Genomic DNA, 25,892 nt, shown 5'->3' with positions numbered 1-25,892 from the left:
CCCGTCTTCGGTACCAAATCCCAGCATTATTTGCAAATTCTGTCCAAAACGCGTAGAATTTGCCACGTTTCAGGCGCGGGGTGGAGCAGCCTGGTAGCTCGTCGGGCTCATAACCCGAAGGTCGTCGGTTCAAATCCGGCCCCCGCAACCACTTTCCCATAAAGTTCTTTTTCAAATATACTGTGAAGACTTAGAGCCTTCGTAGCTGGATTTGAAAAAATTCTTTAGGAAAGTGCTCCAGGCCACAGTTGTGGCTATAGGGTTCAGTTATCTAAAGCCCCGATTTATCGGGGTTTTTTGTTATCTGACTACAGAATAACTGGGCTTTACGCCCTTTTTTTATGTCTTGGGGGTGGGCTTGTCCACATTAGAGCAAAAATTAACAGAGATGATTACTGCACCGGTCGAAGCACTGGGCTACGAACTGGTCGGCATCGAATTCGTTCGCGGCCGTACATCGACGCTGCGCATCTATATTGATAGTGAAGATGGCATCAATGTTGATGATTGTGCTGATGTCAGCCACCAGGTGAGTGCGGTTCTTGATGTTGAAGACCCAATTACCGTTGCGTACAACCTGGAAGTTTCCTCACCTGGCCTCGATCGCCCGATGTTCACGGCCGAGCACTATGTGCGCTTTACCGGTGAAGAAGTGGCTCTCGTTCTGCGTATGGCCGTACAGAACCGCCGTAAATGGCAGGGAATTATCAAAGCCGTTGATGGTGAAATGATCACGGTAACAGTCGAAGGCAAAGATGAAGTGTTCGCGCTGAGTAATATCCAGAAGGCGAACCTGGTTCCCCACTTTTAACAGTCTGGATTGAGGTGAAAAGCCCGCGATGAACAAAGAAATTTTGGCTGTTGTTGAAGCCGTCTCCAATGAGAAATCACTGCCGCGTGAGAAGATTTTCGAAGCGCTGGAAAGTGCACTGGCTACAGCAACCAAGAAAAAATACGAACAAGAGATCGATGTTCGCGTAGAAATCGATCGTAAAAGCGGTGACTTCGATACATTCCGTCGTTGGGTAATCGTTGAAGAAGTGACCCAGCCGACCAAAGAGATCACGCTGGAAGCCGCCCGTTTCGAAGACGAAAGTCTGAACGTGGGTGACTACGTTGAAGATCAGATTGAATCTGTGACCTTCGACCGTATCACCACCCAGACCGCTAAACAGGTTATCGTGCAGAAAGTGCGCGAAGCCGAGCGCGCGCTGGTTGTCGATCAGTTCCGCGATCAGGAAGGCGAGATCATCACCGGTGTGGTGAAGAAAGTGAACCGCGACAACATCTCCCTGGAGATCAAATCCGAAGGGTTGCCGGGTAACGCTGAAGCCGTGATCCTGCGTGAAGATATGCTGCCGCGTGAAAACTTCCGTCCAGGCGACCGTATTCGCGGTGTTCTGTACGCCGTTCGCCCTGAAGCGCGTGGTGCACAGCTCTTCGTGACCCGTTCTAAACCAGAAATGCTGGTAGAACTGTTCCGTATTGAAGTACCGGAAATCGGTGAAGAAGTTATTGAGATTAAAGCGGCGGCTCGCGATCCGGGCTCCCGTGCGAAAATTGCGGTGAAAACCAACGACAAGCGTATCGACCCGGTCGGTGCTTGCGTCGGTATGCGCGGTGCGCGCGTCCAGGCTGTTTCTACTGAGCTGGGCGGTGAACGAATTGATATCGTTCTGTGGGATGACAACCCGGCGCAGTTCGTGATCAACGCAATGGCTCCAGCTGATGTGGCGTCTATCGTTGTTGACGAAGACAAACACACCATGGATATCGCTGTTGAAGCGGGCAACCTGGCGCAGGCAATCGGCCGTAACGGTCAGAACGTACGCCTGGCGTCACAGCTGAGCGGCTGGGAACTCAACGTCATGACCGTTGATGACCTGCAGGCTAAGCATCAGGCTGAAGCCCATGCGGCGATCGATACCTTCACCAAATACCTGGATATTGACGAAGATTTCGCCACTGTTCTGGTAGAAGAAGGTTTCTCTACGCTGGAAGAACTGGCCTATGTGCCAATGAAAGAGCTGCTGGAAATTGACGGTCTGGATGAACCAACCGTTGAAGCCCTGCGTGAACGCGCTAAAAACGCACTGACCACCCTGGCACTGGCTCAGGAAGAAAGCCTTGGCGATAAGAAGCCGGCTGATGACCTGCTGAATCTGGAAGGTCTTGATCGTGCGATTGCGTTCAAGCTGGCTGCCCGTGGTGTTTGTACGCTGGAAGATCTCGCTGAGCAAGGCGTTGATGACCTGGCTGATATCGAAGGTTTAACCGACGAGAAAGCCGGCGAGCTCATCATGGCCGCACGTAATATTTGCTGGTTCGGCGACGAAGCGTAATAAACTGTAGCAGGAAGGAACAGCATGACTGATGTAACTGTAAAATCGCTGGCTGCTGAGATTCAGACCTCCGTGGACCGCCTGGTACAGCAATTTGCTGATGCAGGGATCCCGAAGTCCGCTGATGACTCGGTGACCGCGCAAGAAAAACAAACCTTGTTAACGCACCTGAACCGTGAACACGGTTCTACGCCTGACAAGTTAACGCTGCAGCGCAAAACGCGTAGCACGTTAAACATCCCTGGTACCGGTGGTAAAAGCAAATCGGTACAAATTGAAGTCCGCAAGACGCGCACCTTTGTAAAACGTGATCCGCAAGAGGCAGAACGCCTTGCCGCGGAAGAGCAGGCACAGCGTGAAGCGGAAGAACAAGCTCAGCGTGAGGCGGAAGCAGCCGCCAAACGTGAAGCAGAATTAAAAGCTGAACGTGAGGCCGCAGAAAAAGCGAAACGCGACGCAAGTGATAAAGTGAAGCGTGACGCTGCGGAAAAAGACAAAGTGAGCAATCAACAGACAGACGAAATGACCAAAACCGCCCAGGCTGAAAAAGCCCGCCGTGAAAATGAAGCTGCCGAGCTGAAGCGTAAAGCGGAAGAAGAAGCCCGCCGTAAGCTGGAAGAAGAAGCTCGCCGCGTCGCCGAAGAAGCGCGTCGTATGGCTGAAGAAAATGAGAAGAACGGTGTTGATACCGTTGAGCAGTCTGAAGACACCAGCGACTATCACGTGACCACTTCTCAGCACGCGCGTCAGGCTGAAGATGATAACGATCGTGAAGTTGAAGGCGGTCGTGGCCGTGGTCGTAATGCAAAAGCAGCGCGTCCGGCGAAAAAAGGCAACAAGCACGCTGAATCTAAAGCTGACCGTGAAGAAGCACGCGCGGCTGTTCGCGGTGGTAAAGGCGGCAAGCGTAAAGGTTCCGCTCTGCAGCAGGGCTTCCAGAAGCCAGCTCAGGCCGTTAACCGTGACGTTGTGATCGGCGAAACCATTACCGTTGGCGAACTGGCGAACAAGATGGCGGTTAAAGGCTCTCAGGTCATCAAAGCGATGATGAAGCTGGGCGCTATGGCAACCATCAACCAGGTGATCGATCAGGAAACTGCACAGCTGGTTGCGGAAGAAATGGGTCACAAAGTTATCCTGCGTCGTGAAAACGAGCTGGAAGAAGCGGTAATGAGCGACCGTGACACAGGTGCTGCGGCAGAACCGCGCGCACCGGTAGTGACCATCATGGGTCACGTTGACCACGGTAAAACCTCTCTGCTTGACTACATTCGCTCTACCAAGGTTGCCTCTGGCGAAGCGGGTGGTATTACCCAGCACATCGGTGCATACCACGTAGAAACTGACAACGGTATGATCACCTTCCTGGATACCCCGGGTCACGCCGCGTTTACCTCAATGCGTGCTCGTGGTGCTCAGGCGACGGATATCGTTGTTCTGGTTGTTGCTGCAGACGACGGCGTCATGCCGCAGACCATCGAAGCTATCCAGCACGCGAAAGCAGCGGGTGTGCCGGTTGTGGTTGCAGTGAACAAGATCGATAAGCCAGAAGCGGATCCCGATCGTGTTAAAAACGAACTTTCCCAGTACGGTATTCTGCCGGAAGAGTGGGGCGGCGAAAGCCAGTTCGTACACGTGTCTGCGAAAGCGGGTACCGGTATCGACGAACTGCTGGACGCGATCCTGCTGCAGGCCGAAGTTCTGGAGCTGAAAGCCATCCGTAACGGTATGGCGAGCGGTGCGGTTATCGAATCCTTCTTGGATAAAGGACGTGGCCCGGTTGCTACCGTTCTGGTTCGCGAAGGTACGCTGCATAAAGGCGATATCGTTCTGTGCGGTTTCGAATACGGTCGCGTTCGTGCAATGCGTAACGAACTGGGTCGGGAAGTGCTGGAAGCAGGTCCGTCCATTCCAGTTGAAATCCTGGGTCTGTCCGGTGTTCCGGCTGCTGGTGACGAAGTGACCGTGGTGCGTGACGAGAAGAAAGCGCGTGAAGTGGCACTTTATCGTCAGGGTAAATTCCGTGAAGTTAAACTGGCTCGTCAGCAGAAATCTAAACTCGAGAACATGTTTGCCAACATGACCGATGGCGAAGTTCACGAAGTGAACATCGTTCTGAAAGCCGATGTTCAGGGTTCTGTGGAAGCGATCTCCGACTCCTTGCTGAAACTGTCTACCGACGAAGTGAAAGTGAAGATCATCGGTTCTGGCGTAGGTGGTATCACCGAAACCGACGCGACCCTGGCTGCTGCGTCCAACGCTATCCTGGTTGGTTTCAACGTTCGTGCGGATGCGTCTGCGCGTAAAGTGATTGAAGCCGAAAGCCTGGATCTGCGTTACTACTCCGTCATCTATAACCTGATCGACGAAGTGAAAGCAGCGATGAGCGGCATGCTGTCTCCTGAGCTGAAACAGCAGATCATCGGTCTGGCTGAAGTACGTGACGTGTTCAAATCACCGAAATTCGGTGCAATCGCGGGCTGTATGGTTACCGAAGGTAACATCAAGCGTCACAACCCAATCCGCGTACTGCGTGACAACGTGGTTATCTACGAAGGCGAGCTGGAATCCCTGCGCCGCTTCAAAGATGACGTTAACGAAGTCCGTAACGGCATGGAATGTGGTATCGGCGTGAAGAACTACAACGACGTTCGCGTTGGCGATATGATCGAAGTGTTCGAGATCATCGAAATTCAGCGTACCATCGCTTAATTTTCGATTGTAAGCCGGGATCGCCTCGCGCCACCCGGCAATAATTTCAAAAAGGGGCTTTAGCCCCTTTTTTGTCTGGAGAATTTATTATGGCGAAAGAATTTGGTCGCCCTCAGCGCGTAGCGCAGGAAATGCAGAAAGAGATCGCGCTCATTCTGCAACGTGAAATCAAAGACCCGCGCGTCGGCATGATGACCACCGTTTCCGGTGTCGAAATGTCCCGCGATTTGGCCTATGCAAAAGTGTTCGTTACTTTCCTGAACGATCAGGACGAAGCGGCAGTGAAAAACGGCATTAAAGCGCTGCAGGAAGCGTCTGGTTTCATCCGCTCTCTGCTCGGCAAGGCGATGCGCCTGCGTATCGTGCCTGAACTGACCTTCTTCTACGACAACTCGCTGGTTGAAGGTATGCGTATGTCCAACCTGGTGACCAGCGTGGTTAAACATGACGATGAGCGTCGTGTTAACCCGGCGGACGACAGCAAGGAGGACTGATGAGTCGTCCTCGTCGTCGTGGTCGCGACGTGCATGGTGTGCTGCTGCTGGATAAACCCCAGGGCGCTTCCAGCAACGACGTGCTGCAAAAAGTTAAGCGTATTTATAACGCCAACCGTGCGGGCCACACCGGCGCGCTCGATCCGCTGGCAACCGGCATGCTGCCGGTCTGCCTGGGAGAGGCGACAAAGTTTTCCCAGTACCTGCTCGACTCCGATAAGCGTTACCGCGTTATCGCTAAGCTGGGCCAGCGCACGGATACCTCCGACGCGGATGGTCAGGTGGTGGAAGAGCGCCCGGTGACGTTCAGCGCGGAACAGCTTGATGCTGCGCTGGAGAGTTTCCGTGGTGACACGATGCAGGTGCCTTCGATGTATTCGGCGCTGAAGTATCAGGGAAAAAAACTCTACGAATATGCGCGCCAGGGCATTGAAGTCCCGCGTGAAGCCCGTCCGATTACCGTGTATGAGCTGCTGTTTATTCGCCACGAAGGTGATGAGCTGGAGCTGGAAGTACACTGTTCGAAAGGGACCTATATTCGCACCATCATTGACGACCTCGGTGAAAAGCTGGGCTGCGGCGCGCATGTGATTTACCTGCGCCGTCTGGCGGTGAGCAAGTACCCGGTGGAGCGGATGGTGACCCTGGAACATCTGCGCGAGCTGGTAGAACAGGCGGAAGCGCAGGGGATTGCGCCGGCAGATTTGCTGGATCCGCTGCTAATGCCGATGGACAGTCCGGCAGCGGACTTCCCGGTCGTTAATCTTCCTTTAACATCGTCCGTTTACTTTAAGAACGGCAACCCGGTTCGTACGGCGGAAGCTCCGCTGGAAGGCCTGGTACGTGTGACCGAAGGTGACGAAGGGAAATTCATCGGTATGGGCGAAATGGATGGCGAAGGGCGCGTTGCGCCGCGTCGTCTGGTCGTCGAATATCCGGTCGTCGAATATCCGGTCGACGCGTGACGGTGATAACGGCTCACCTTGCGATAAGCAGGGGAGACGAGTAGAATATCGCCGCTTAACGCCTGGTAAATTGTTTAACAATCTGCGGGGCGTACATGGGATTGCTGAATTAGAGATCGGCATCCTTACATTCTTTATACTTTGGAGTTTGAAAATGTCTCTAAGCGTTGAAGCTAAAGCTAAAATCGTTTCTGAGTTTGGTCGTGGTACTAACGACAGCGGTTCTACCGAAGTTCAGGTTGCACTGCTGACTGCACAGATTAACCACCTGCAGGGTCACTTTGCAGAGCACAAAAAAGATCACCACAGCCGTCGTGGTCTGCTGCGTATGGTTTCTCAGCGTCGTAAACTGCTCGACTACCTGAAACGTAAAGATGTTGCACGCTACACCGCGCTGATCGAGCGTCTGGGTCTGCGTCGCTAATTCTTGCGAGTTTCAGAAAAGGGGGCCTGATGGCCCCTTTTTTCAACCAGACGGCAGCAATTCACTGGAAACTATTGTATTGTTGCTATTAATGATCTTCATTGCAGAGGTTCGCGCGGCTAATGAGAGGCTTCACCCATGGGGGTGTTGGTTGTCATTAGTCGCGAGGATGCGAAGAAGGTCGGGTTAAATCGACAGCACACCGGTGGTGTGCTTTCAAACATTTAAGAAAGGACAGAACTTTGCTGAATCCGATCGTTCGTAAATTCCAGTATGGTCAACATACCGTCACGCTGGAAACCGGCATGATGGCTCGTCAGGCTACTGCTGCCGTTATGGTAAGCATGGATGACACTGCGGTATTCGTTACCGTGGTTGGCCAGAAAAAAGCTAAACCAGGTCAGGACTTCTTCCCCCTGACCGTTAACTACCAGGAGCGTACCTACGCTGCCGGTAAAATCCCGGGTGGCTTCTTCCGTCGTGAAGGCCGTCCAAGCGAAGGCGAAACCCTGATCGCGCGTCTGATTGACCGCCCGGTTCGTCCGCTGTTCCCGGAAGGCTTTGTTAACGAAGTACAGGTTATCGCAACCGTTGTTTCCGTTAACCCACAGGTTAACCCGGACATCGTTGCCATGATTGGCGCATCCGCTGCCCTGTCACTGTCTGGTATTCCATTCAATGGCCCAATCGGTGCCGCGCGCGTTGGCTACATCAACGACCAGTACGTGCTGAACCCAACTCAGGAAGAGCTGAAAGAAAGTAAGCTGGACCTGGTTGTTGCGGGTACTGAAGCGGCTGTGCTGATGGTTGAATCCGAAGCTGAACTGCTGAGCGAAGACCAGATGCTGGGTGCTGTGGTCTTCGGCCATGACCAGCAGCAGATCGTTATCCAGAACATCAACGATCTGGTGAAAGAAGCCGGTAAACCACGTTGGGACTGGCAGCCAGAAGCGGCAAACGACGCGCTGAACGCACGCGTTGCAGCACTGGCAGAATCTCGTCTGAGCGATGCGTACCGCATCACTGACAAGCAGGAGCGTTACGCTCAGGTTGACGTGATCAAATCTGAAGTAACCGCGACCCTGGTTGCCGAAGACGAAACGCTGGACGCTAACGAAATTGGCGAAATCCTGCACGCCATCGAAAAAAATGTTGTTCGTAGCCGCGTTCTGGCAGGCGAGCCGCGTATCGATGGCCGTGAAAAAGACATGATCCGCGGCCTGGATGTGCGTACTGGTGTTCTGCCTCGTACTCACGGTTCCGCGCTGTTTACCCGTGGCGAAACGCAGGCACTGGTTACCGCGACTCTGGGTACAGCACGTGACGCACAGATCATCGACGAACTGATGGGCGAGCGCACTGACAGCTTCCTGTTCCACTACAACTTCCCTCCGTACTCCGTAGGCGAAACCGGTATGGTTGGCTCGCCAAAGCGTCGTGAAATTGGTCACGGTCGTCTGGCGAAGCGCGGCGTGCTGGCAGTAATGCCAGAAGCTGACAAATTCCCGTACACCGTTCGTGTGGTTTCTGAAATCACCGAATCTAACGGTTCTTCTTCCATGGCTTCCGTATGTGGTGCTTCTCTGGCGCTGATGGATGCAGGCGTGCCAATCAAAGCCGCCGTTGCGGGTATCGCAATGGGCCTGGTGAAAGAAGGCGACAACTTCGTTGTTCTGTCTGACATTCTGGGTGACGAAGACCACCTGGGTGATATGGACTTCAAAGTGGCGGGCTCCCGCGACGGTATCTCTGCGCTGCAGATGGATATCAAAATTGAAGGTATCACCAAAGAGATCATGCAGGTTGCGCTGAACCAGGCTAAAGGTGCACGTCTGCACATCCTGGGTGTGATGGAACAGGCTATCAACGCGCCACGCGGTGATATCTCTGAATTCGCACCGCGTATTCACACCATCAAGATCAATCCAGACAAGATCAAAGATGTTATCGGTAAGGGCGGTTCCGTTATCCGTGCACTGACCGAAGAGACCGGCACCACCATCGAAATCGAAGATGACGGTACTGTGAAGATCGCAGCTACCGACGGCGAGAAAGCGAAATTCGCGATCCGTCGCATCGAAGAAATCACTGCAGAAATCGAAGTGGGCCGCGTCTATGCAGGTAAAGTGACCCGTATCGTTGACTTTGGCGCGTTTGTTGCCATCGGTGGCGGTAAAGAAGGTCTGGTTCACATCTCTCAGATCGCTGACAAGCGCGTTGAGAAAGTGACCGATTACCTGCAGATGGGTCAGGAAGTACCGGTGAAAGTTCTGGAAGTTGATCGCCAGGGCCGTATCCGTCTGAGCATTAAAGAAGCAACCGAGCAGTCTCAGCCAGCTGCTGCGCCTGAAGCACAGGCAGCAGAACAGCAAGGCGAGTAAGTTGCCATTTGCCCTCCGCTTTGCGGAGGGCCTATTATCAGGCAGGACGCCTTGTTAAGCCGCCGGGGGACAGGACGTTCATCCAATAGTTGTCTTCGGGAGTGGGAAATGAAGCCTTTTTTGCGCTGGTGTTTCGTTGCGACAGCTTTAACGCTGGCAGGATGCAGCAACTCTGCCTGGCGTAAGAGCGAAGTCCTCGCAGTGCCATTGCAACCGACTTTGCAGCAGGAAGTGATTCTGGCACGCATGGAACAAATACTTGCCAGTCGGGCTTTAACCGATGAAGAACGCGCACAGCTTTTATATGAGCGCGGAGTGTTGTATGATAGTCTCGGTCTGAGGGCACTGGCGCGAAATGATTTTTCACAAGCGCTGGCTATCCGACCTGATATGCCTGAAGTATTCAATTACTTAGGCATTTATTTAACGCAGGCAGGCAATTTTGATGCTGCCTATGAAGCGTTTGATTCTGTACTTGAGCTTGATCCAACTTACAACTACGCGCACTTGAATCGCGGTATCGCATTGTATTACGGCGGTCGTGATAAGTTAGCGCAAGATGATCTGCTGGCGTTTTATCAAGACGATCCTAATGATCCTTTCCGTAGCCTGTGGCTTTACATCGTTGAGCGGAAGCTCGATGAGAAGCAGGCAAAAGAGGCACTGAAACAGCGCTTCGATAAATCGGACAAGGAACAGTGGGGATGGAACATTGTCGAGTTCTACCTGGGCAACATTAGCGAAGCAACGCTGATGGAACGCCTCAAGGCGGACGCAACGGATAACACCTCGCTCGCTGAGCATCTCAGTGAAACCAACTTCTATTTAGGTAAGTACTACCTAAGTCTGGGGGATATGGACAGCGCTACGGCACTGTTCAAATTAGCGGTTGCTAACAACGTACACAACTTCGTTGAGCACCGTTATGCATTGTTGGAATTATCGCTCTTGGGCCAGGAGCATGACGACCTGGCAGAATCGGACCAGCAATAGCTGACGACATAAACATCAGCCCGTAATCTTTTGATTGCCATCACCTTAACTGGTGAGGGCGTTGTTGTTCGTCAATACACCTACTTTGAGCCGGTTCACACTTTTCAATGAAAATTGCTAATCATTTTCACGATGAGCTAAGTAGACTGGCCGCCATTGACATTGAGGCACTCGTACTACATGGCTGAATTCGAAACCACTTTTGCAGATCTGGGCCTGAAGGCTCCTATCCTTGAAGCCCTTAACGATCTGGGTTACGAAAAACCATCTCCGATCCAGGCTGAGTGTATCCCACACCTGCTTTCTGGTCGTGACGTGCTGGGCATGGCCCAGACTGGTAGCGGTAAAACTGCAGCATTCTCGCTGCCGCTGCTGAACAACATTGATCCGGACCTGCGTGCACCGCAGATCCTCGTCCTGGCTCCAACCCGTGAACTGGCTGTTCAGGTTGCAGAAGCCATGACGGAATTCTCTAAACATATGCGCGGCGTAAACGTGGTTGCCCTTTACGGCGGCCAGCGTTATGACGTGCAGTTACGCGCCCTGCGCCAGGGCCCACAGATTGTTGTCGGTACGCCGGGCCGTCTGCTGGATCACCTGAAGCGCGGTACCCTGGACCTCTCTAAACTGAGCGGTCTGGTACTGGATGAAGCAGATGAAATGCTGCGTATGGGCTTCATCGAAGACGTTGAAACCATCATGGCGCAGATCCCGGACGGTCATCAGACCGCGCTGTTCTCTGCCACCATGCCGGAAGCGATTCGTCGTATCACCAAACGCTTCATGAAAGAACCTCAGGAAGTGCGTATTCAGTCCAGCGTAACCACTCGCCCGGACATCAGCCAGAGCTACTGGTCTGTGTACGGCATGCGTAAAAACGAAGCGCTGGTACGTTTCCTGGAAGCGGAAGATTTTGATGCGGCGATTATTTTCGTTCGTACCAAAAATGCGACCCTGGAAGTGGCTGAAGCCCTGGAGCGTAGCGGCTACAACAGCGCAGCGCTGAACGGCGACATGAACCAGGCTCTGCGTGAGCAGACTCTGGAGCGTCTGAAAGACGGTCGTCTGGATATCCTGATTGCAACCGACGTGGCAGCACGTGGTCTGGACGTTGAGCGTATCAGCCTGGTTGTTAACTATGACATCCCGATGGATTCCGAGTCTTACGTTCACCGTATCGGTCGTACCGGTCGTGCGGGTCGTGCTGGCCGTGCGCTGCTGTTCGTTGAGAACCGCGAGCGTCGTCTGCTGCGTAACATCGAACGCACCATGAAGCTGACCATTCCAGAAGCGGACCTGCCAAACGCAGAGCTGCTTGGCAAACGCCGTCTGGAAAAATTCGCCGCTAAAGTACAGCAGCAGCTGGAAAGCAGCGATCTGGATCAGTACCGTGCGCTGCTGTCGCAGATTCAGCCTGTTGCTGAAGGCGAAGAGCTGGACATGGAAACCCTGGCCGCAGCACTGCTGAAAATGGCTCAGGGCGAACGTAGCCTGATCGTGCCACCAGATGCACCGATGCGTCCTAAGCGTGAATTCCGTGACCGTGACGATCGCTTCGAACGTCGTGGCGACCGTAACGATCGTGGCCCACGTGGCGACCGTCCAGAGCGTGGTGGTGAAGACCGCCCACGTCGTGAACGTCGCGACGCAGGTGACATGGAACTGTACCGCATTGAAGTGGGCCGTGATGATGGCGTTGAAGTTCGTCACATCGTTGGCGCGATCGCCAACGAAGGCGACATCAGCAGCCGTTACATCGGTAACATCAAGCTGTTCGCATCCCACTCTACCATCGAGCTGCCAAAAGGCATGCCGGGTGAAGTACTGCAGCACTTTACGCGTACCCGCATCCTGAACAAGCCGATGAACATGCAGCTGCTGGGCGATGCACAGCCACGTCCTGACCGTGGCGGCGAACGTCGTGGCGGTGGTCGCGGTTTCGGCGGCGAGCGTCGTGAAGGCGGTCGCAGCGAAGGTCGCGGTGGTGAAGGTCGTCGTTTCTCCGGCGAGCGCCGCGAAAGCCGTGGCCCGCGTCGTGAAGAAGGCACCAGCCGTCGTCGTTTCGGTGACGCGTAAGCCTTACGCTTCTGACGTAAAGTAAAATATACAGCCCCGATTCATGCGATCGGGGCTTTTTTTATTCCTTTTGTACTCTTGTACTGGTACAGTGCGTCACATTAAAATGCAGAACCGTATGATTGACTGGAGAAAAGGCTGTATGGCGACACTAATCACCACCCAAACGTCACCTTCGCTGCTTGGCGGCGTGGTGATCATCGGCGGAACCATTATAGGTGCCGGGATGTTCTCCCTGCCCGTGGTCATGTCCGGTGCGTGGTTCTTCTGGTCGCTGGCCGCGCTGGTCTTTACCTGGTTCTGTATGCTCCATTCCGGGCTGATGATCCTCGAGGCGAACCTGAACTACAGGATTGGCTCCAGTTTCGACACCATTACCAAAGATCTGCTGGGCAAAGGCTGGAATCTGGTGAACGGGCTGTCCATCGCGTTTGTGCTGTATATCCTCACCTACGCGTATATTTCAGCGAGCGGCTCGATTCTGCATCACACCTTCTCGGAGATGTCGCTGAACGTTCCGGCGCGTCTGGCGGGGCTATGTTTTGCGCTGGCTGTGGCGTTTATCGTCTGGATGAGTACCAAAGCGGTGAGTCGTATGACGGCAATCGTACTGGGCGCGAAGGTCATCACCTTCTTCCTGACCTTCGGCAGTCTGTTGGGGCACGTGACGCCCGCCACGCTGTTTAACGTCGCCGAAGTGAACACCTCCTACACGCCTTACCTGCTGATGACCCTGCCGTTCTGTCTGGCGTCGTTCGGCTACCACGGTAACGTGCCGAGCCTGATGAAGTACTACGGCAAAGATCCGCGCACCATTGTGAAGTGTCTGGTCTACGGCACGCTGCTGGCGCTGGGGCTGTATGTGATTTGGCTGCTAGGGACGATGGGCAACATCCCGCGTCCGGAATTTATCGGCATTGCCCAGAAGGGCGGTAACATTGACGTGCTGGTGCAGGCGCTGAGCGGCGTGCTGAACAGCCGCAGCCTGGATCTGCTGCTGGTTATCTTCTCTAACTTTGCGGTGGCGAGCTCTTTCCTCGGCGTGACGCTGGGCCTGTTTGACTACCTGGCGGATCTGTTTGGCTTTGATGATTCTGCGATGGGGCGCTTCAAAACCGCGCTGCTGACCTTCCTGCCGCCGATTGTGGGCGGCCTGCTGTGGCCGAACGGCTTCCTGTACGCCATCGGTTATGCAGGGCTGGCGGCAACTATCTGGGCGGCGATTGTGCCGGCGCTGTTGGCGCGCAAATCACGTAAACGCTTCGGCAGCCCAAAATTCCGCGTCTGGGGCGGTAAGCCGATGATTGCGCTGATTCTGGTATTCGGCGTTGGTAACGCACTGGTACACGTGCTGTCGAGTTTTAACCTGTTGCCCGTTTATCAGTAAAACGAGGGGTTGACCCCCTCACCCCGGCCCTCTCCCATAGGGAGAGGGAGAAAAGCAAAAAACTACCCCACCAACTCCTCTTTCACCTGCATCGCCAGCTCAAACGAGTGCAAACGCGCCTGGTGATCGAAAATCTGGCCGTTAACCATAATTTCATCCGCCTGCGTTTCGCGCAGTACCGCCTCCAGCCCGTGACGCACTTTCGCTCTATCGCCTACCAGCGACATGCTCAGCGCCTGCTGCACGCCATACTGTTCGGAGGCTGACCACAGCTGATGCATATTCTCCACCGGTGGCGGAAGCTGGCCCGTTTCACCGCGACGCAGCTTCACAAACGCCTGCTGCATGGAGGTAAACAGGAATTCCGCGTCGCGATTGCTGTCGGCGGCAACGATGTTGATACACACCATCGCGTACGGCTTCTCCAGACGCTCGGACGGTTTGAAGTTCGTGCGGTAGAGATGCAGCGCCTGATGCAGCATATCCGGCGCGAAGTGCGAGGCAAATGCAAACGGTAGCCCCAGTTGGGCGGCAAGCTGCGCGCTGTAGAGGCTCGAGCCCAGCAGCCACACCGGGATCTTCTCGCCGTAGCCCGGTACCGGACGCACGTGCGGGTTCGGATCGCGTGCGTCGAACCAGTCCACCAGTTCGGCCACGTCGCGCGGGAAGTTGTCGATATCGCCGCTCATATGGCGACGCAGGGCACGCATAGTCGGCTGGTCGCTGCCCGGCGCACGGCCAAGCCCTAAATCGATACGGCCCGGATAGAGGGTATTCAGGGTGCCAAACTGCTCGGCGATCACCAGAGGAGCGTGGTTTGGCAGCATCACGCCGCCGGATCCCAGGTGCAGTGTGGTGGTGTTTGCCGCCAGATAACCAATCAGTACCGAGGTGGCGGCGCTGGCGATGCCCACCATGTTGTGGTGTTCGGCCAGCCAGTAGCGGTGATAGCCACGCTTTTCGGCCAGCTGAGCCAGATCCAGAGAGTGCGAAAAGGCTTCTCTTGCCGAGGAGCCTTGTGGGATCGGCGCCAGATCCAGCACCGAAAACGGAATGGTTTTGTCAGTCATAACAGCTCACTTTGTCGACGGTGAATCTTTAATACTGCATTAAAAAATGATAACCGTTGTTAACAAAGTGAGCCTTTTTTAGGCCTGAAGTTCCAGTCCTGCGAGCCGTCGCCAGTAGCCGTTACAGTCGCTGTTTGCCGTAAGCGGCAGCGGAGCAGCACCGTTTTCGTTGGCGCGGAAGGCATCCAGCATCGCAAACACGCCGTTATCAAGCGGTGACAGGCGCACCATATCCACCAGCCCGTCCATAGACGCCAGCTCGTTGCCGAGGTTATAGACATAGCCGCTCATGGTCTGAATGCCGTTGAGAACAAACACCTGCTGGTTCTCCTGGGACAGCATGCTGCGTCCGTTCGGGTACTTAATACAGCAGGTTTCGCACTCGTCTTTTGGACGGTCTTCCGAGCGTGCGGTAAAGCAGCGGGCGGAATAGGCCAGCGGCAGATGCCCGTAGCTCAGCACTTCCACTTCAAACTTGTTACGAATGCCCAACTCTTCGCACTGGGTCAGCAGGTTTGCCAGCCAGTCGCGTGAGAGCTCAACAGGCATACACCAGCGCGTCATCCCCTGTTTGAGCAGCAGGCGCAGGGTCACGGCGTTATAACAGTTCAGGGCATGGCCCGCGACAAACGGCAGCCTGCGTTCGGCGCACATGTTCACCACGCCGAGATCGCTCGCCTCCAGCAGGAACTCGCCGTTCTCTACGTAGCGTTTCAGCTCGCCCAGTTCAGAAGAGGCCTGCACCAGCGCGAGCGTGGAGAGCACGACCTGTTTGCCGCTGCCGGCCAGGTTTTTCGCCATATCAAGCCAGTCGCCCACTTTGGTGGCGCGGCGTTTGCTACACACCGCTTCGCCGAGGTAAATCACATCGGCGCTGCTGGAGGCGGCCTGTTGGTAAAAATCTTCCAGCGTCTCTTTTGGCCAGTAATAAAGCACCGGCCCTAATGAATATTTCATGATTTTCTCACTGCCATTTACGGTGATACGCGCCCAGCGTGGTTTGCGTGCCTTCGGACATCGATCCGAGCGTTTCCATCCAGGCCTGCTGCGGGGCGTAGTTCTGCGGGTCCGCTATGCAGCGGTCGATGGCCTGACGCCACACTTTCGCCACCTGGCTCACGTAGGCCGGGCTGCGCTGGCGACCTTCAATTTTCACCGAGGCAATATTGGCCGCCAGCAGTTCAGGCAGCAGCTCGAGCGTATTAAGGCTGGTAGGCTCTTCGAGCGCGTGGTAGCGCTCGCCGTCGACCAGATAGCGGCCTTTACACAGCGTCGGATAACCGGCGTTTTCACCATCCTGATAGCGGTCAATCAGCACCTCATTCAGACGAGATTCCAGCCCCTGCGGCGTTTGCTGCCAGCGAACGAAGCGGGCAGGGGAGCAGGCCCCGACTGTATTCGGTGACTCCCCTGTCAAGTACGAGGAAAGATAGCAACGGCCTTCGGCCATAATGCACAGGCTGCCAAAGGCAAAAACTTCCAGCGGCACTGGCGTGACGCGCGCGAGTTGCTTAACCTGATGAATAGAGAGCACGCGCGGCAGCACCACGCGGGCTACGTCAAAGTTTCGGTGATAAAAACGTACGGCCTCTTCGTTGGTGGCAGATGCCTGAACAGAGACGTGGCGCTCAATATGGGGATAGCGTTCTGCCGCATACTCAAGCATGGCGAGGTCGGCCAGAATCAGCGCATCGGCACCCAGCTGTGCCGCCATATCCACCGCGCGCTGCCAGCGGGCGTAGCCGTCAGGATGAGCAAAGGTATTGATGGCGATATGCAGCTTGCGGCGGTGCTGGTGAACGAAGTTAACGGCTTCCTGAAGCTTTTTCTCCGTAAAGTTGAGGCCGGCAAAATGGCGGGCGTTGGTGTCATCTTTCAGCCCGATATAGACCGCATCGGCCCCATTTTCGATGGCCGCCTTAAGCGCCGGAAGATTTCCGGCTGGGCAGAGCAGCTCCATAATTTATCCTGATGTTGTCGATCGCAAAAATGTTAACGAGCTGGGATTTTAATTAACCCATACGCGACAATTTTTGATTTAAGGCAGCTAATGGCGTATTGATGGCACCAATAATGAGGTACGACGGACGATGGTTTGTTGATTTACGCCGCTATGTTGCGCTTCGGATATGGCAAAATAGCAGGACTATAGATATCAGGGAGTAAAGCTCGTGCTGGATAAACTGCGTTCACGTCTCGTACAATTTGGTCCATCAATGCTGAGCGTGCCGGTCAAGCTGGCGCCGTTCGCGCTTAAACGCCAGGTGCTGGAGCAGGTCCTGAGCTGGCAGTTCCGCCAGGCGCTGCAGGATGGCGAGCTGGAGTTCCTGGAAGGCCGCTGGTTAAGCATTGAGGTGCGTGACATCGGGCTGCGCTGGTTTACCTCCGTTGAGAATGACCAGCTCACCGTCCGCGAAACCGCCGAGGCGGACGTGAGCTTTAGCGCCAACGCCAGCGATCTGCTGATGATCGCCGCGCGCAAGCAGGATCCGGATACGCTCTTCTTCCAGCGCCGTCTGGTGATTGAAGGCGACACGGAGCTGGGCCTGTACGTGAAGAATTTAATGGATGCCATTGAGCTGGAGCAGATGCCGAAAGCGCTGCGCGTGATGCTAATGCAAATGGCAGATTTCGTTGAGGCCGGGCTGAAAACCCCGCCGGACGGTAAACACACTTCAGTAGGTGAGCCATGCTGATTCGAGTCGAAATTGGGATTGATGCGCCGGGGATCGATGCGTTGTTGCGCCGGGCCTTTACGAGCGATGCCGAAGCCCAACTGGTCCACGATCTTCGCGAAGACGGCCTGATTACGCTGGGGCTGGTTGCCACCGATGATGAAGGTCAGGTGGTGGGCTATGTAGCCTTCAGTCCGGTAACCGTTCAGGGCGAAGAGCTGCAGTGGGTAGGCATGGCGCCGCTGGCGGTGGATGAAAACTATCGCGGGCAAGGGCTGGCGCGTCAGCTGGTCTATGAAGGGCTGGATTCGCTCAATGAGTTCGGCTATGCGGCCGTTGTAACGCTGGGCGATCCGGCGTTCTATGGCCGTTTAGGCTTCGAGCAGGCCGCGCGTTACGATCTGCGCTGCCGCTGGCCGGGTACGGAATCCGCTTTCCAGGTACACCGTCTGGCGGACGACGCGCTTAACGGCGTCAATGGGCTGGTCGAGTACCACGACCATTTCAACCGCTTTTAATCAGGCTCTCGCGTAGCGCCTCAAAGGAGCCGTCTCCGGTCACGAGGCGCTCTTTCTGGCGCTTCGTCAGCTGCTTGATGCGGTATTCCAGCCTGAGGGCCAGCGATCGGTCGCCGACCGCTGCTGAGAAGGCGAGCTGTAATTCCCCTTTCCCCCGCAGCGCTTTTGCCCCTTTCCCCGTTTGATGTTGTAAAAAACGCCGCGCCACATCGGTGGTTATCCCGGTGTAGAGTGCGTTATCAGCGGTTCGGACAAGATAGAGAAACCAGCACACGGTAAACAGATTCAGTATGTTAAGGTGAACGCACCATAGCATGAGAGAGAACGAAAATGGAAACACTGGCAGCCATCAACCGCTGGCTGGCGAAGCAGCACGTCGTCACCTGGTGCGTCTACAGCGAGGGTGAGATGTGGTGCGCAAACGCGTTTTACTACTACGATCCGGAGCGCGTCGCGTTTTATGTTATGAGTGAAGACAAAACGCGTCATGCGCAGATGACCGGCCAGCAGGCTAAGGTCGCGGGCACGGTGAACGGCCAGCCGAAAACGGTCGCGCTGATCCGCGGCGTGCAGTTTAAAGGGGAGATCCGTCGTCTGGACGGAGAAGAGAGCGACGCGCGTCGTAAGCACTACACGCGCCGCTTTCCGGTTGCCGCTGCGCTAAAAGCCCCGGTGTGGGAAATCCGCCTCGATGAGCTGAAATTTACCGACAACACCCTGGGCTTTGGCAAGAAGCTGCACTGGCTACGCGCCGAGCAGGCGTAGCGCTTCGCGGTTAAACGCCGGGAGATCGTCCGGGGTCCGGCTGGTGATCAGCTGGTCTTTGTCGTTGACCACCTCCTGATCGTAAAACTCAGCACCCGCGTTTTTGAGATCGATAACGATCGGTTTCACCGCCGTGAGCTTACGCCCGCGGACCACTTCTGCGCTGATGAGCAGCTGCGGGCCGTGGCAGATGGCAAAGACCGGTTTGCCGGTAGAAACAAAGTCCCGGGTAAAGGTCACGAAACGCTCGTCCCCGCGCAGGGAATCCGGTGAATGGCCGCCGGGTAACAGCAGGGCGTCGAAATCTGAGGGGCTAACGTTATCGATGGTCTCGTCGATGGTCACGCTGGCCTCGCCCTTATGGCCTGTCACCGTTTTGCCCGCCTCTTTTTCAATGGTGATGACCTCATGTCCCGCCTTGCGGAACGCCTCTGCAGGAGAGGTGAATTCTGAATCTTCAAACTCGTCGGTAATCAAGACTGCGATTTTCTTGCCCATGCTTCCTCCGTTGTTTTGGCTTCAGACTGATTTTTCTCCGCTTGTGGTAAATACTTACCTGTAACAGACTTCTAAGTGTGGTCGACGAGGCTGAGTTCGCAAACGGACAATTCTGTAAAGGGGATAAGATGAGTCAGGTATTGATTACGGGTGCTACCGGGCTAGTGGGCGATCACCTGCTGCGGCTGCTGATTCAGGATCGCCGCGTGAACTACATCGCTGCCCCGACGCGTCGACCGCTGGCGGACATCTCCGGCGTCTTTAACCCGCACGATCCTCAGCTGACGGATGCGCTGGCGCAGGTGCAGGACCCGATTGATATCGCCTTTTGCTGTCTGGGCACCACGCGGCGGGAGGCGGGGAGCAAAGAGGCATTTATCCACGCCGACTACACGCTGGTGGTGGACACCGCGCTCACGGCGAAAAAGCTGGGGGCCAGACATTTTCTGGTGGTCAGCGCGCTGGGCGCCAGTGCCGGATCGCCTTTCTTCTACAACAAGGTGAAGGGCAAGATGGAGGATGCGCTGATTGCGCAGAAATGGGAGCAACTGACGATTGTGCGCCCCTCAATGCTGATCGGCCACCGGGACGAGCGCCGCTTTAACGAGTCGATCATGGCCCCGCTGTTTCGCATCCTTCCCGGCAACTGGAAAGCCATCGAGGCGCGGGACGTCGCGCGTGTGCTGTTAAAAGAGGGACTGGCCCCGTCGAAAGCGGGCGTAAACATTATCCCTTCGGCAAAACTGCGTGAAATCGCGCAGGGCGAGGCGTAAACTCCCCCGGCTAATTACTCATACTCTCCGGGGAATGCTATGACTGGTCAGTCTTCATCTCAGGCGGCAACACCTGTTCAATGGTGGAAGCCCGCACTCTTCTTTCTCGTGGTCATTGTTGGCCTCTGGTACGTGAAATGGCAGCCGTACTACGGTAAAGCCTTCACCGCCGCCGAAACGCACAGCATCGGTAAATCTATTCTCGCTCAGGCTGATGCCAGCCCGCTTCAGGCGGCGTGGGACTATGCCATGGTCTACTTTCTTGCCGTCTGGAAGGCCGCGGTCTTAGGCGTGATCCTGGGCTCACTGATTCAGGTGCTGATCCCGCGCAACTGGCTGGTGAAAACCCTTGGACAGCCGCGCTTTCAGGGTACGCTGCTGGGAACGATCTTCTCCCTGCCGGGGATGATGTGCTCCTGTTGCGCCGCGCCTGTGGCTGCCGGAATGCGTCGCCAGCGCGTGTCGATGGGCGGCGCGCTGGCGTTCTGGATGGGCAACCCGCTGCTCAACCCGGCAACGCTGGTGTTTATGGGCTTTGTACTGGGCTGGCATTTTGCGTTCATTCGTCTGGTGGCCGGACTGCTGACCGTGCTGGTGGTGGCGACGCTGGTGCAGAATCTGGTGAAGGATAAGGCGCCAGAGTCCGCGTCTGTTGAGCTGGACGTTAGCGAGCCGCAGGGCGGTTTCTTCGCACGCTGGGGCAAGGCGCTATGGCAGCTTTTCTGGAGCACCATCCCGGTCTATATCCTGGCGGTACTGGTTCTCGGGGCGGCGCGCGTCTGGCTCTTCCCGCATGCGGATGGCGCTATCGATAACACGCTGTTGTGGGTCATTGCGATGGCCGTTGCAGGCTGCCTGTTTGTGATCCCTACAGCCGCAGAAATTCCCATTGTTCAGACCATGATGCTGGCCGGTATGGGCACCGCGCCGGCGCTGGCATTGCTCATCACGCTGCCTGCCATCAGCCTGCCGTCGCTGATTATGCTGCGTAAGTCATTCCCGGCGAAAGCGCTGTGGCTGACCGCAGGGCTGGTGGCGTTGAGCGGGGTGATAGTGGGGAGTATTGCGTTGATGTGAAAAAAAGCCCGGTGGCGCGAGCGCTCACCGGGCTTACAGTCGGGTGTAGCTTACTTGATGTAAGTAAACGCAGTAGTGACGTGCTTCACGCCGCTCACCCGGCTGGCGATATCGGCCGCCGCTTTCCCTTCACGTTCGGTCACCAGACCTAGCAGGAACACTTCACCGTTTTCTGTCGTCACCTTCACGTTGGAGGATTTCACCTGGTCCGAGCCCAGCAGCTGGGAGCGTACTTTGGTGGTGATCCAGGTATCGGAAGAGGCATCACCCAGGCCAATTGGCTTGCCCTGACGCACTTCGTTAAACACCTCAGTGGTCCCTTCTACGCCCATCGCAATCTGTTTCGCACGAGAGGCGAGCTCCAGATTCGGTGCCTGACCTGCCAGCAGCACTTTGCCCTGATAAGCCGTCACGTTGATACGCGCTTCTTTCTTGATTTGTTCGTCTTTCGACAGCGCACTGTTGACGCGCAGCTCCAGCGTACCGTCATCCACCTGCGTTCCCACGGTGCGCGGATCGGTTGCCGCTTTGGTGCCTACCGCGGCGGTACCCACAACGGCTGCAGCGATACATCCCTGAAGCAGTAATGCAGACATAAGGACTGCGAGGGTCGATAAAGCCTTCATAAGAACTCCTTAATCATCCTGGTGAGGGAAAAGCGTGTTATCGATCAAGTCACATAAGCAGTTCACCGTGAGCATATGCATCTCCTGAATACGTGCGCTCCGGTGAGAAGGAATGCGGATTTCCACATCCTGCGGCCCAAGCAGACCCGCCAGCTCACCCCCGTCATAGCCGGTTAAGGCCACGATGGTCATGTCGCGGGTGACGGCGGCTTCAACGGCTTTGACAATATCCCGGCTATTGCCGCGCGTGGAGATGGCCAGCAGCACATCTCCGGCATGACCCAGAGCTCGCACCTGCTTTGCGTAAATTTCGTCATGCAGACGATCGTTAGCAATCGCCGTTAAGACCACATTATCGGTATTAAGTGCAATGGCAGGTAAACTTGGGCGTTCTGTTTCAAAGCGATTGATCATGCTGGCAGCAAAATGCTGTGCGTTGGCGGCTGACGTGCCGTTGCCACAACAGAGGATTTTGTTGCCGTTTAGCAGGGATTGCACCAGCGTCATTGCGGCACGCGAGATAGCATCCGGAAGGGCTTCCGCCGCGGCAATCTGAGTCTGGATGCTTTCTGTGAAGCACACTTTAATTCTTTCGAGCACGTTATCCCTTTTAAATCTTAATTATGCGTCTTCGCCAAAAGCGTTTTTAAGCCATTCGATCTCATTTCCGGTGAAGGCTATCACATCGAACCGGCAATCCACAGTATCAAAACTCCCATTATGGCGGGCAAGCCACAAGTGGGCAGTCTGTAATAATTTATGTTGTTTGGCGAGCGTCACGCTGGCGGCAGCACCGCCAAAACGAGAGGACTGTCGAAAGCGGACTTCTACAAACACGGTGACCTGACCGTCTTTCATGATCAGGTCGATTTCGCCGCCGCGCCCGCGGACGTTAGCGGCGATGAAACGCAGTCCTTTGCCTTCAAGCCAGCGACGTGCCTTTAACTCCCACGCATCGCCGGTCTCTTTTCGGCTTAACTGGCCGGGACGATCTGCCCCTGCTGGTATTTGAGCCATGATAACTTCCTGTTGATCACGCAGTCCTGGGTGGCGGTCAGATCGCCGGTATTGCCGTTAAGCTCAAAGCCCGGCACCTGGCGCATCTGGGTAAAGTGGTTCGCCAGCGCCCATGCATCGACACCCATCGCATACAGACGCGCCAGAGAATAATCGTTACGTACGGCACTCAGCGCCTGCTGCATCAGCGCCGGATTGCTGCCAGCCAGCATCGGGATTTCGCTGTACTGCAGACCGTCCATTTCCAGACGGAAATCCGGGCCGGCGGTGCCCTGCGCGCTGCGTGAGCTGGCGTAGAGCGTTGCGCCGCTCTGGCTGCCGTTACGCATCGCGATCATCGGTTTGATAAAGGCGATCTCCTGCGGCGTGGCAACGATATAGGCCGCATCCACTTTACCGCCACCGCTAATCTGCGCGTCGGTAGGCGGGGCCGGGATCGTCAGGCCGCCAATCGTCACGCCCTGTTGCTGCGGCAGGCTCGCGGTGACAGGACTGCCGTTAAGCGCGATACCCGCTCCACCGTTTACGCCCGCACGCAGTTCAGAGACGGAGCCGAATTTCTGCTGCAGCACGACGCCGCCGCCCAGCTTCTGCCACTCATCGGCAAAGGCATTGGCCACGCGATCGCCCAGCGCGCTGCGTGGGATGAGCAGCAGCGGAGCCTGCTTACCCTGCTCGTGAATATGACGCGCCGCATCGCGGGCTTCATCTTCAGGGGAAAGCGCGAAGTAGCAGATATTGGCCCGGTTCTGAACCTGCTCAGGCTGGTTGAGCGCCAGCACGTTCAGCGTGGTATTGCTCTTCATCAGCTCTTCCACGTTGTTTTTCAGCAGCGGACCGACAACGATGCTCGCCCCGTCCTGTTGAACCTGAGCCAGAACCTGGTCAAGCGGCTGCGAGCTGGTGTCGTAAATTTTCACCTCAGCGCCCGGGTTGGCGCTGGTGGTTGCTACGGCCTGCGGCTGATCGGCAGGCTGGGCCGCGGGTTGTGCAGTCTGCTGCTGAGGCTGTTCTGCCGTTGCGTCAGGTGCTGGTGCCGCTTGGGTCTCGGCCGGAGCCTGGGTCGCAGGTGCTGCCGTAGCTGGTGTTGTTGTAGCCGGTGCAGCTGTAGCCTGAGGCGTCGTCGGGGCCGTCACCGGGTTTTGCATCGTGCCCTGCGCCGGAGCTTGCGCTGTGGTCAGGTCGCTGGTCTCGGCGGCGGATGGGCTGACAACATCACTCACGTTAGCCGCCTGGGCTGCCTGAGCGGGAACTGCGCTGCCGGTTACCGACGTAGTACCGTTTTTCGCTGCTTCAAAGCCCTGCTGAATGGTACGGCCAAACACCGCCGCCTGGCCGTTGAGCGGCAGAAGCAGGGCGATTTTGCTGGTGGACGCTGGCTTAAAGTTCTGTACGTTCACCAGCTGGGTTGGCAGCATTTTCGCACCCGGGTTTTGCGGGTAGCGTGTCTGCCAGTCCGTAATACCGGCTTTCAGCATCTTTGGATCGCTGCGGTTGTTAAACCACATCTGCTGCAGATCCAGCCAGCCCTGAAGAACGTTTTCATCGGCGTTGATGACCAGAGCCTGCGCCTGTTCCTGCGTCATCGAAGCCAGCGCTTGCCAGGTGGCATCAATATTTTTCTGCTTTTCGGCACCGCCGAGCAGCGGCTCTTGCGCGATGAGGGCGCGGAGCAGCGTCAGGGAAGGGCGCCCCTGCTCAGCGGTAATGCCCGCCTGCCAGAAGCGAGCCTGCTGGTTTTTATCCAGCGCGCTCACGTCAATGTCCCCGAGGATCTTCTTCGCGGCGGCGTAATCTTTCAGCGCGACCTTCAGCTCGGCAGAGAGCAGGCTCTGCTCGCGATGCTGGGCGTCGTTAAGATCTTTCGGCAACTGGTTAAACAGTTCGGCAGCCCGCTGGGTTTTACCCTCTTTCAGCAGTGCACGAATGGCGAGTAATTGCCAGTTGGTCTTGGTATCATTTGAACTCTGCGACATTTGCTGCAGATAAAAGCCAGAATCAGCCTGAGCAGAACCCTGAAGATGGGCGGTGCTCTGGTCAGGTGCCTGGGTGCCACAGCCTGCAAAGATCAGGGCTGCCAGCAGAAGCGGCACGCTGCGCGTGGCTTTTTTTCGAAGAAACGTTAACGGTACCATACTGTATCCAGTGATTTTTTTTACGCAATGCTCAATATTAAATCGGCAATACGGACGAAACAATGAAACAACACGAAACGGCAGATAATTCTCAAGGCCAGCTTTATATTGTACCTACTCCTATCGGGAATTTGTCTGATATTACCCAACGTGCGCTCACCGTACTGCAAGCTGTTGATTTAATTGCTGCTGAAGATACCCGCCACACCGGCCTGCTGCTGCAACATTTCGCGATTAACGCCCGTTTGTTTGCTCTGCACGATCACAATGAGCAACAAAAAGCCGAAACGCTGGTGGCGAAGCTGAAAGAGGGGCAGAACATTGCTCTGGTCTCCGACGCCGGTACGCCGCTGATCAACGATCCCGGCTATCACCTGGTGCGTACCTGTCGCGAAGCCGGTATTCGCGTTGTGCCGCTGCCCGGCCCGTGCGCCGCGATTGCTGCATTAAGCGCTGCAGGTCTGCCGTCTGACCGTTTCTGCTATGAAGGCTTCCTGCCTGCCAAATCCAAAGGCCGCCGCGACGTCTTAAAAGACCTGGAAGCGGAACCGCGCACCCTGATTTTCTACGAATCCACGCACCGCCTGCTGGAGAGCCTGGAAGATATGGTGACCGTCTGGGGGGAAGGCCGCTACGTGGTGCTGGCGCGCGAGCTGACCAAAACCTGGGAAACCATTCACGGCGCCCCAGTGGGTGAACTGCTGGCGTGGGTGAAGGAAGACGAAAACCGCCGCAAGGGCGAAATGGTGCTGATTGTCGAAGGGCATAAGGCGCAGGAAGACGCGCTACCAGCCGACGCGCTGCGCACGCTGGCGCTGCTGCAGGCGGAACTGCCGCTGAAGAAGGCCGCTGCGCTGGCGGCGGAAATTCACGGCGTGAAGAAAAATGCGCTGTATAAGCATGCGCTGGAGCAGCAGGGGGAGTAAGCCCCTGCCGCCTGTTTTGCCGGGTGGCGGCTGCGCCT

At 56.0% G+C, this 25,892-nt stretch carries 26 protein-coding genes and 1 tRNA gene; 18 read left to right on the top strand and 9 right to left on the bottom strand.

All coding sequences use genetic code 11. From position 1 onward, the window contains the following. Positions 1-74: 74 nt before the first annotated feature. From ACW9E7_RS17815 to mtr, 12 genes are all read left to right on the top strand, one after another. A tRNA-Met gene (locus ACW9E7_RS17815) sits at positions 75-151 on the top strand. 207 nt (positions 152-358) lie between these two features. Then, the gene (gene rimP / locus ACW9E7_RS17810) at positions 359-811 is read left to right on the top strand and encodes a ribosome maturation factor RimP (RefSeq protein WP_014833432.1); all 453 of its coding nucleotides are present in this window, start codon (positions 359-361) and stop codon (positions 809-811) included. Between the two features lie 28 nt (positions 812-839). After that, entirely contained in the window at positions 840-2,342 is a 1,503-nt protein-coding gene (nusA, locus tag ACW9E7_RS17805; protein ID WP_003861798.1) for a transcription termination factor NusA, read from the top strand. Positions 2,343-2,366: 24 nt separating this feature from the next. Next, positions 2,367-5,054: a translation initiation factor IF-2 gene (infB, locus tag ACW9E7_RS17800; protein ID WP_133295203.1), complete on the top strand. Its 2,688-nt coding sequence runs from the start codon at positions 2,367-2,369 to the stop codon at positions 5,052-5,054. An 89-nt stretch (positions 5,055-5,143) separates the two neighbouring features. Continuing rightward, positions 5,144-5,548, top strand: a complete 405-nt coding sequence (gene rbfA / locus ACW9E7_RS17795) for a 30S ribosome-binding factor RbfA (RefSeq protein ID WP_003024988.1) — start codon at positions 5,144-5,146, stop codon at positions 5,546-5,548. Further along, complete coding sequence (gene truB / locus ACW9E7_RS17790) at positions 5,548-6,513, top strand: tRNA pseudouridine(55) synthase TruB (protein ID WP_458728173.1); 966 nt, start codon at positions 5,548-5,550, stop codon at positions 6,511-6,513. Before rbfA ends, truB begins: the two co-directional genes overlap by 1 nt. Before the next feature lie 154 nt (positions 6,514-6,667). Further along, positions 6,668-6,937 carry a 30S ribosomal protein S15 gene (gene rpsO / locus ACW9E7_RS17785; RefSeq protein WP_003861789.1) on the top strand — a complete coding sequence of 90 codons (270 nt, stop codon included), beginning with the start codon at positions 6,668-6,670 and terminating at the stop codon, positions 6,935-6,937. A gap of 242 nt (positions 6,938-7,179) precedes the next feature. Then, positions 7,180-9,318, top strand: a complete 2,139-nt coding sequence (gene pnp / locus ACW9E7_RS17780) for a polyribonucleotide nucleotidyltransferase (protein ID WP_458728172.1) — start codon at positions 7,180-7,182, stop codon at positions 9,316-9,318. 108 nt (positions 9,319-9,426) lie between these two features. Next, positions 9,427-10,311, top strand: coding sequence for a lipoprotein NlpI (nlpI, locus tag ACW9E7_RS17775; RefSeq protein WP_023309331.1), 885 nt, complete (start codon positions 9,427-9,429; stop codon positions 10,309-10,311). A 107-nt stretch (positions 10,312-10,418) separates the two neighbouring features. Continuing rightward, the gene (yrbN, locus tag ACW9E7_RS17770; protein ID WP_100122156.1) at positions 10,419-10,499 is read left to right on the top strand and encodes a protein YrbN; all 81 of its coding nucleotides are present in this window, start codon (positions 10,419-10,421) and stop codon (positions 10,497-10,499) included. Beyond that, positions 10,492-12,387 carry a DEAD/DEAH family ATP-dependent RNA helicase gene (locus ACW9E7_RS17765; RefSeq protein WP_021242253.1) on the top strand — a complete coding sequence of 632 codons (1,896 nt, stop codon included), beginning with the start codon at positions 10,492-10,494 and terminating at the stop codon, positions 12,385-12,387. Before yrbN ends, ACW9E7_RS17765 begins: the two co-directional genes overlap by 8 nt. 142 nt (positions 12,388-12,529) lie before the next feature. Then, positions 12,530-13,774, top strand: coding sequence for a tryptophan permease (gene mtr, locus ACW9E7_RS17760; RefSeq protein WP_458728171.1), 1,245 nt, complete (start codon positions 12,530-12,532; stop codon positions 13,772-13,774). Between the two features lie 62 nt (positions 13,775-13,836). Here mtr and ACW9E7_RS17755 read toward each other — a convergent pair whose 3' ends face one another. From ACW9E7_RS17755 to ubiU, 3 genes are all read right to left on the bottom strand, one after another. Next, positions 13,837-14,844: a luciferase-like monooxygenase gene (locus ACW9E7_RS17755; protein ID WP_143345582.1), complete on the bottom strand. Its 1,008-nt coding sequence runs from the start codon at positions 14,842-14,844 to the stop codon at positions 13,837-13,839. Between the two features lie 78 nt (positions 14,845-14,922). Continuing rightward, positions 14,923-15,801 (bottom strand): U32 family peptidase, encoded by an 879-nt coding sequence (locus tag ACW9E7_RS17750; RefSeq protein ID WP_111964957.1) that lies wholly within the window; start codon positions 15,799-15,801, stop codon positions 14,923-14,925. A gap of 7 nt (positions 15,802-15,808) precedes the next feature. Further along, entirely contained in the window at positions 15,809-16,804 is a 996-nt protein-coding gene (gene ubiU / locus ACW9E7_RS17745) for a ubiquinone anaerobic biosynthesis protein UbiU (RefSeq protein WP_111964956.1), read from the bottom strand. A gap of 211 nt (positions 16,805-17,015) precedes the next feature. On the opposite strand from ubiU, the gene ubiT reads away from it, so the two are divergent. Together ubiT and ACW9E7_RS17735 are read left to right on the top strand one after the other, a co-directional pair. After that, entirely contained in the window at positions 17,016-17,540 is a 525-nt protein-coding gene (gene ubiT / locus ACW9E7_RS17740; RefSeq protein ID WP_458728170.1) for a ubiquinone anaerobic biosynthesis accessory factor UbiT, read from the top strand. Further along, complete coding sequence (locus ACW9E7_RS17735) at positions 17,534-18,037, top strand: GNAT family N-acetyltransferase (protein ID WP_111964955.1); 504 nt, start codon at positions 17,534-17,536, stop codon at positions 18,035-18,037. Before ubiT ends, ACW9E7_RS17735 begins: the two co-directional genes overlap by 7 nt. Here ACW9E7_RS17735 and ACW9E7_RS17730 read toward each other — a convergent pair. After that, positions 18,024-18,353 carry a GIY-YIG nuclease family protein gene (locus ACW9E7_RS17730; RefSeq protein WP_325814179.1) on the bottom strand — a complete coding sequence of 110 codons (330 nt, stop codon included), beginning with the start codon at positions 18,351-18,353 and terminating at the stop codon, positions 18,024-18,026. The genes ACW9E7_RS17735 and ACW9E7_RS17730 overlap by 14 nt on opposite strands. Positions 18,354-18,367: 14 nt before the next feature. Here ACW9E7_RS17730 and ACW9E7_RS17725 point away from each other — a divergent pair, with 14 nt between their 5' ends. Then, positions 18,368-18,802: a YhbP family protein gene (locus ACW9E7_RS17725; RefSeq protein WP_008501485.1), complete on the top strand. Its 435-nt coding sequence runs from the start codon at positions 18,368-18,370 to the stop codon at positions 18,800-18,802. Here the strand turns inward: ACW9E7_RS17725 and ACW9E7_RS17720 are convergent. After that, complete coding sequence (locus ACW9E7_RS17720; RefSeq protein WP_115876340.1) at positions 18,782-19,300, bottom strand: type 1 glutamine amidotransferase domain-containing protein; 519 nt, start codon at positions 19,298-19,300, stop codon at positions 18,782-18,784. The two genes, ACW9E7_RS17725 and ACW9E7_RS17720, sit on opposite strands and share 21 nt — an antisense overlap. Before the next feature lie 128 nt (positions 19,301-19,428). Between ACW9E7_RS17720 and ACW9E7_RS17715 the strand changes: the two genes are divergently transcribed. Both ACW9E7_RS17715 and ACW9E7_RS17710 read left to right on the top strand, forming a co-directional pair. Beyond that, positions 19,429-20,073: an NAD(P)H-binding protein gene (locus ACW9E7_RS17715; RefSeq protein ID WP_127732393.1), complete on the top strand. Its 645-nt coding sequence runs from the start codon at positions 19,429-19,431 to the stop codon at positions 20,071-20,073. A gap of 39 nt (positions 20,074-20,112) precedes the next feature. After that, the gene (locus ACW9E7_RS17710; protein ID WP_115876339.1) at positions 20,113-21,150 is read left to right on the top strand and encodes a permease; all 1,038 of its coding nucleotides are present in this window, start codon (positions 20,113-20,115) and stop codon (positions 21,148-21,150) included. Positions 21,151-21,200: 50 nt separating this feature from the next. Here ACW9E7_RS17710 and dolP read toward each other — a convergent pair whose 3' ends face one another. Genes dolP through ACW9E7_RS17690 form a run of 4 tightly spaced genes read right to left on the bottom strand, consistent with a single transcriptional unit; the run spans position 21,201 to position 24,928 of the window. Then, positions 21,201-21,776 (bottom strand): division/outer membrane stress-associated lipid-binding lipoprotein, encoded by a 576-nt coding sequence (dolP, locus tag ACW9E7_RS17705; protein ID WP_111964950.1) that lies wholly within the window; start codon positions 21,774-21,776, stop codon positions 21,201-21,203. Between the two features lie 9 nt (positions 21,777-21,785). Continuing rightward, a complete protein-coding gene (gene diaA, locus ACW9E7_RS17700; protein ID WP_003861754.1) occupies positions 21,786-22,376 on the bottom strand; it encodes a DnaA initiator-associating protein DiaA in 591 nt (196 codons plus the stop codon). A 21-nt stretch (positions 22,377-22,397) separates the two neighbouring features. Further along, positions 22,398-22,793, bottom strand: coding sequence for a YraN family protein (locus ACW9E7_RS17695; protein ID WP_111964949.1), 396 nt, complete (start codon positions 22,791-22,793; stop codon positions 22,398-22,400). Then, a complete protein-coding gene (locus ACW9E7_RS17690; protein ID WP_458728169.1) occupies positions 22,751-24,928 on the bottom strand; it encodes a penicillin-binding protein activator in 2,178 nt (725 codons plus the stop codon). The genes ACW9E7_RS17695 and ACW9E7_RS17690 overlap by 43 nt, the downstream gene beginning before the upstream one ends. A 62-nt stretch (positions 24,929-24,990) precedes the next feature. Between ACW9E7_RS17690 and rsmI the strand changes: the two genes are divergently transcribed. Beyond that, a complete protein-coding gene (gene rsmI, locus ACW9E7_RS17685) occupies positions 24,991-25,854 on the top strand; it encodes a 16S rRNA (cytidine(1402)-2'-O)-methyltransferase (protein WP_133295191.1) in 864 nt (287 codons plus the stop codon). Positions 25,855-25,892 lie beyond the last annotated feature (38 nt).

Source organism: Enterobacter sp. H2G27 (genome assembly GCF_054403075.1).
This window is presented reverse-complemented; position numbering and strand designations above follow the sequence as displayed.

What these genes read in the sequence shown, in the direction of transcription:
- ubiU (WP_111964956.1), bottom strand. Translation starts at nt 16,804, where the DNA reads ATGGAGCTGCTCTGCCCAGCCGGAAATCTTCCGGCGCTTAAGGCGGCC.
- ACW9E7_RS17725 (WP_008501485.1), top strand. Translation starts at nt 18,368, where the DNA reads ATGGAAACACTGGCAGCCATCAACCGCTGGCTGGCGAAGCAGCACGTC.
- yrbN (WP_100122156.1), top strand. Translation starts at nt 10,419, where the DNA reads ATGAAAATTGCTAATCATTTTCACGATGAGCTAAGTAGACTGGCCGCC.
- ACW9E7_RS17730 (WP_325814179.1), bottom strand. Translation starts at nt 18,353, where the DNA reads ATGCTATGGTGCGTTCACCTTAACATACTGAATCTGTTTACCGTGTGC.
- rsmI (WP_133295191.1), top strand. Translation starts at nt 24,991, where the DNA reads ATGAAACAACACGAAACGGCAGATAATTCTCAAGGCCAGCTTTATATT.
- ACW9E7_RS17710 (WP_115876339.1), top strand. Translation starts at nt 20,113, where the DNA reads ATGACTGGTCAGTCTTCATCTCAGGCGGCAACACCTGTTCAATGGTGG.
- truB (WP_458728173.1), top strand. Translation starts at nt 5,548, where the DNA reads ATGAGTCGTCCTCGTCGTCGTGGTCGCGACGTGCATGGTGTGCTGCTG.
- ACW9E7_RS17720 (WP_115876340.1), bottom strand. Translation starts at nt 19,300, where the DNA reads ATGGGCAAGAAAATCGCAGTCTTGATTACCGACGAGTTTGAAGATTCA.
- infB (WP_133295203.1), top strand. Translation starts at nt 2,367, where the DNA reads ATGACTGATGTAACTGTAAAATCGCTGGCTGCTGAGATTCAGACCTCC.
- rpsO (WP_003861789.1), top strand. Translation starts at nt 6,668, where the DNA reads ATGTCTCTAAGCGTTGAAGCTAAAGCTAAAATCGTTTCTGAGTTTGGT.
- ACW9E7_RS17750 (WP_111964957.1), bottom strand. Translation starts at nt 15,801, where the DNA reads ATGAAATATTCATTAGGGCCGGTGCTTTATTACTGGCCAAAAGAGACG.
- ACW9E7_RS17755 (WP_143345582.1), bottom strand. Translation starts at nt 14,844, where the DNA reads ATGACTGACAAAACCATTCCGTTTTCGGTGCTGGATCTGGCGCCGATC.
- mtr (WP_458728171.1), top strand. Translation starts at nt 12,530, where the DNA reads ATGGCGACACTAATCACCACCCAAACGTCACCTTCGCTGCTTGGCGGC.
- ACW9E7_RS17695 (WP_111964949.1), bottom strand. Translation starts at nt 22,793, where the DNA reads ATGGCTCAAATACCAGCAGGGGCAGATCGTCCCGGCCAGTTAAGCCGA.
- ACW9E7_RS17765 (WP_021242253.1), top strand. Translation starts at nt 10,492, where the DNA reads ATGGCTGAATTCGAAACCACTTTTGCAGATCTGGGCCTGAAGGCTCCT.
- ACW9E7_RS17715 (WP_127732393.1), top strand. Translation starts at nt 19,429, where the DNA reads ATGAGTCAGGTATTGATTACGGGTGCTACCGGGCTAGTGGGCGATCAC.
- dolP (WP_111964950.1), bottom strand. Translation starts at nt 21,776, where the DNA reads ATGAAGGCTTTATCGACCCTCGCAGTCCTTATGTCTGCATTACTGCTT.
- nusA (WP_003861798.1), top strand. Translation starts at nt 840, where the DNA reads ATGAACAAAGAAATTTTGGCTGTTGTTGAAGCCGTCTCCAATGAGAAA.
- nlpI (WP_023309331.1), top strand. Translation starts at nt 9,427, where the DNA reads ATGAAGCCTTTTTTGCGCTGGTGTTTCGTTGCGACAGCTTTAACGCTG.
- ACW9E7_RS17735 (WP_111964955.1), top strand. Translation starts at nt 17,534, where the DNA reads ATGCTGATTCGAGTCGAAATTGGGATTGATGCGCCGGGGATCGATGCG.
- ACW9E7_RS17690 (WP_458728169.1), bottom strand. Translation starts at nt 24,928, where the DNA reads ATGGTACCGTTAACGTTTCTTCGAAAAAAAGCCACGCGCAGCGTGCCG.
- rbfA (WP_003024988.1), top strand. Translation starts at nt 5,144, where the DNA reads ATGGCGAAAGAATTTGGTCGCCCTCAGCGCGTAGCGCAGGAAATGCAG.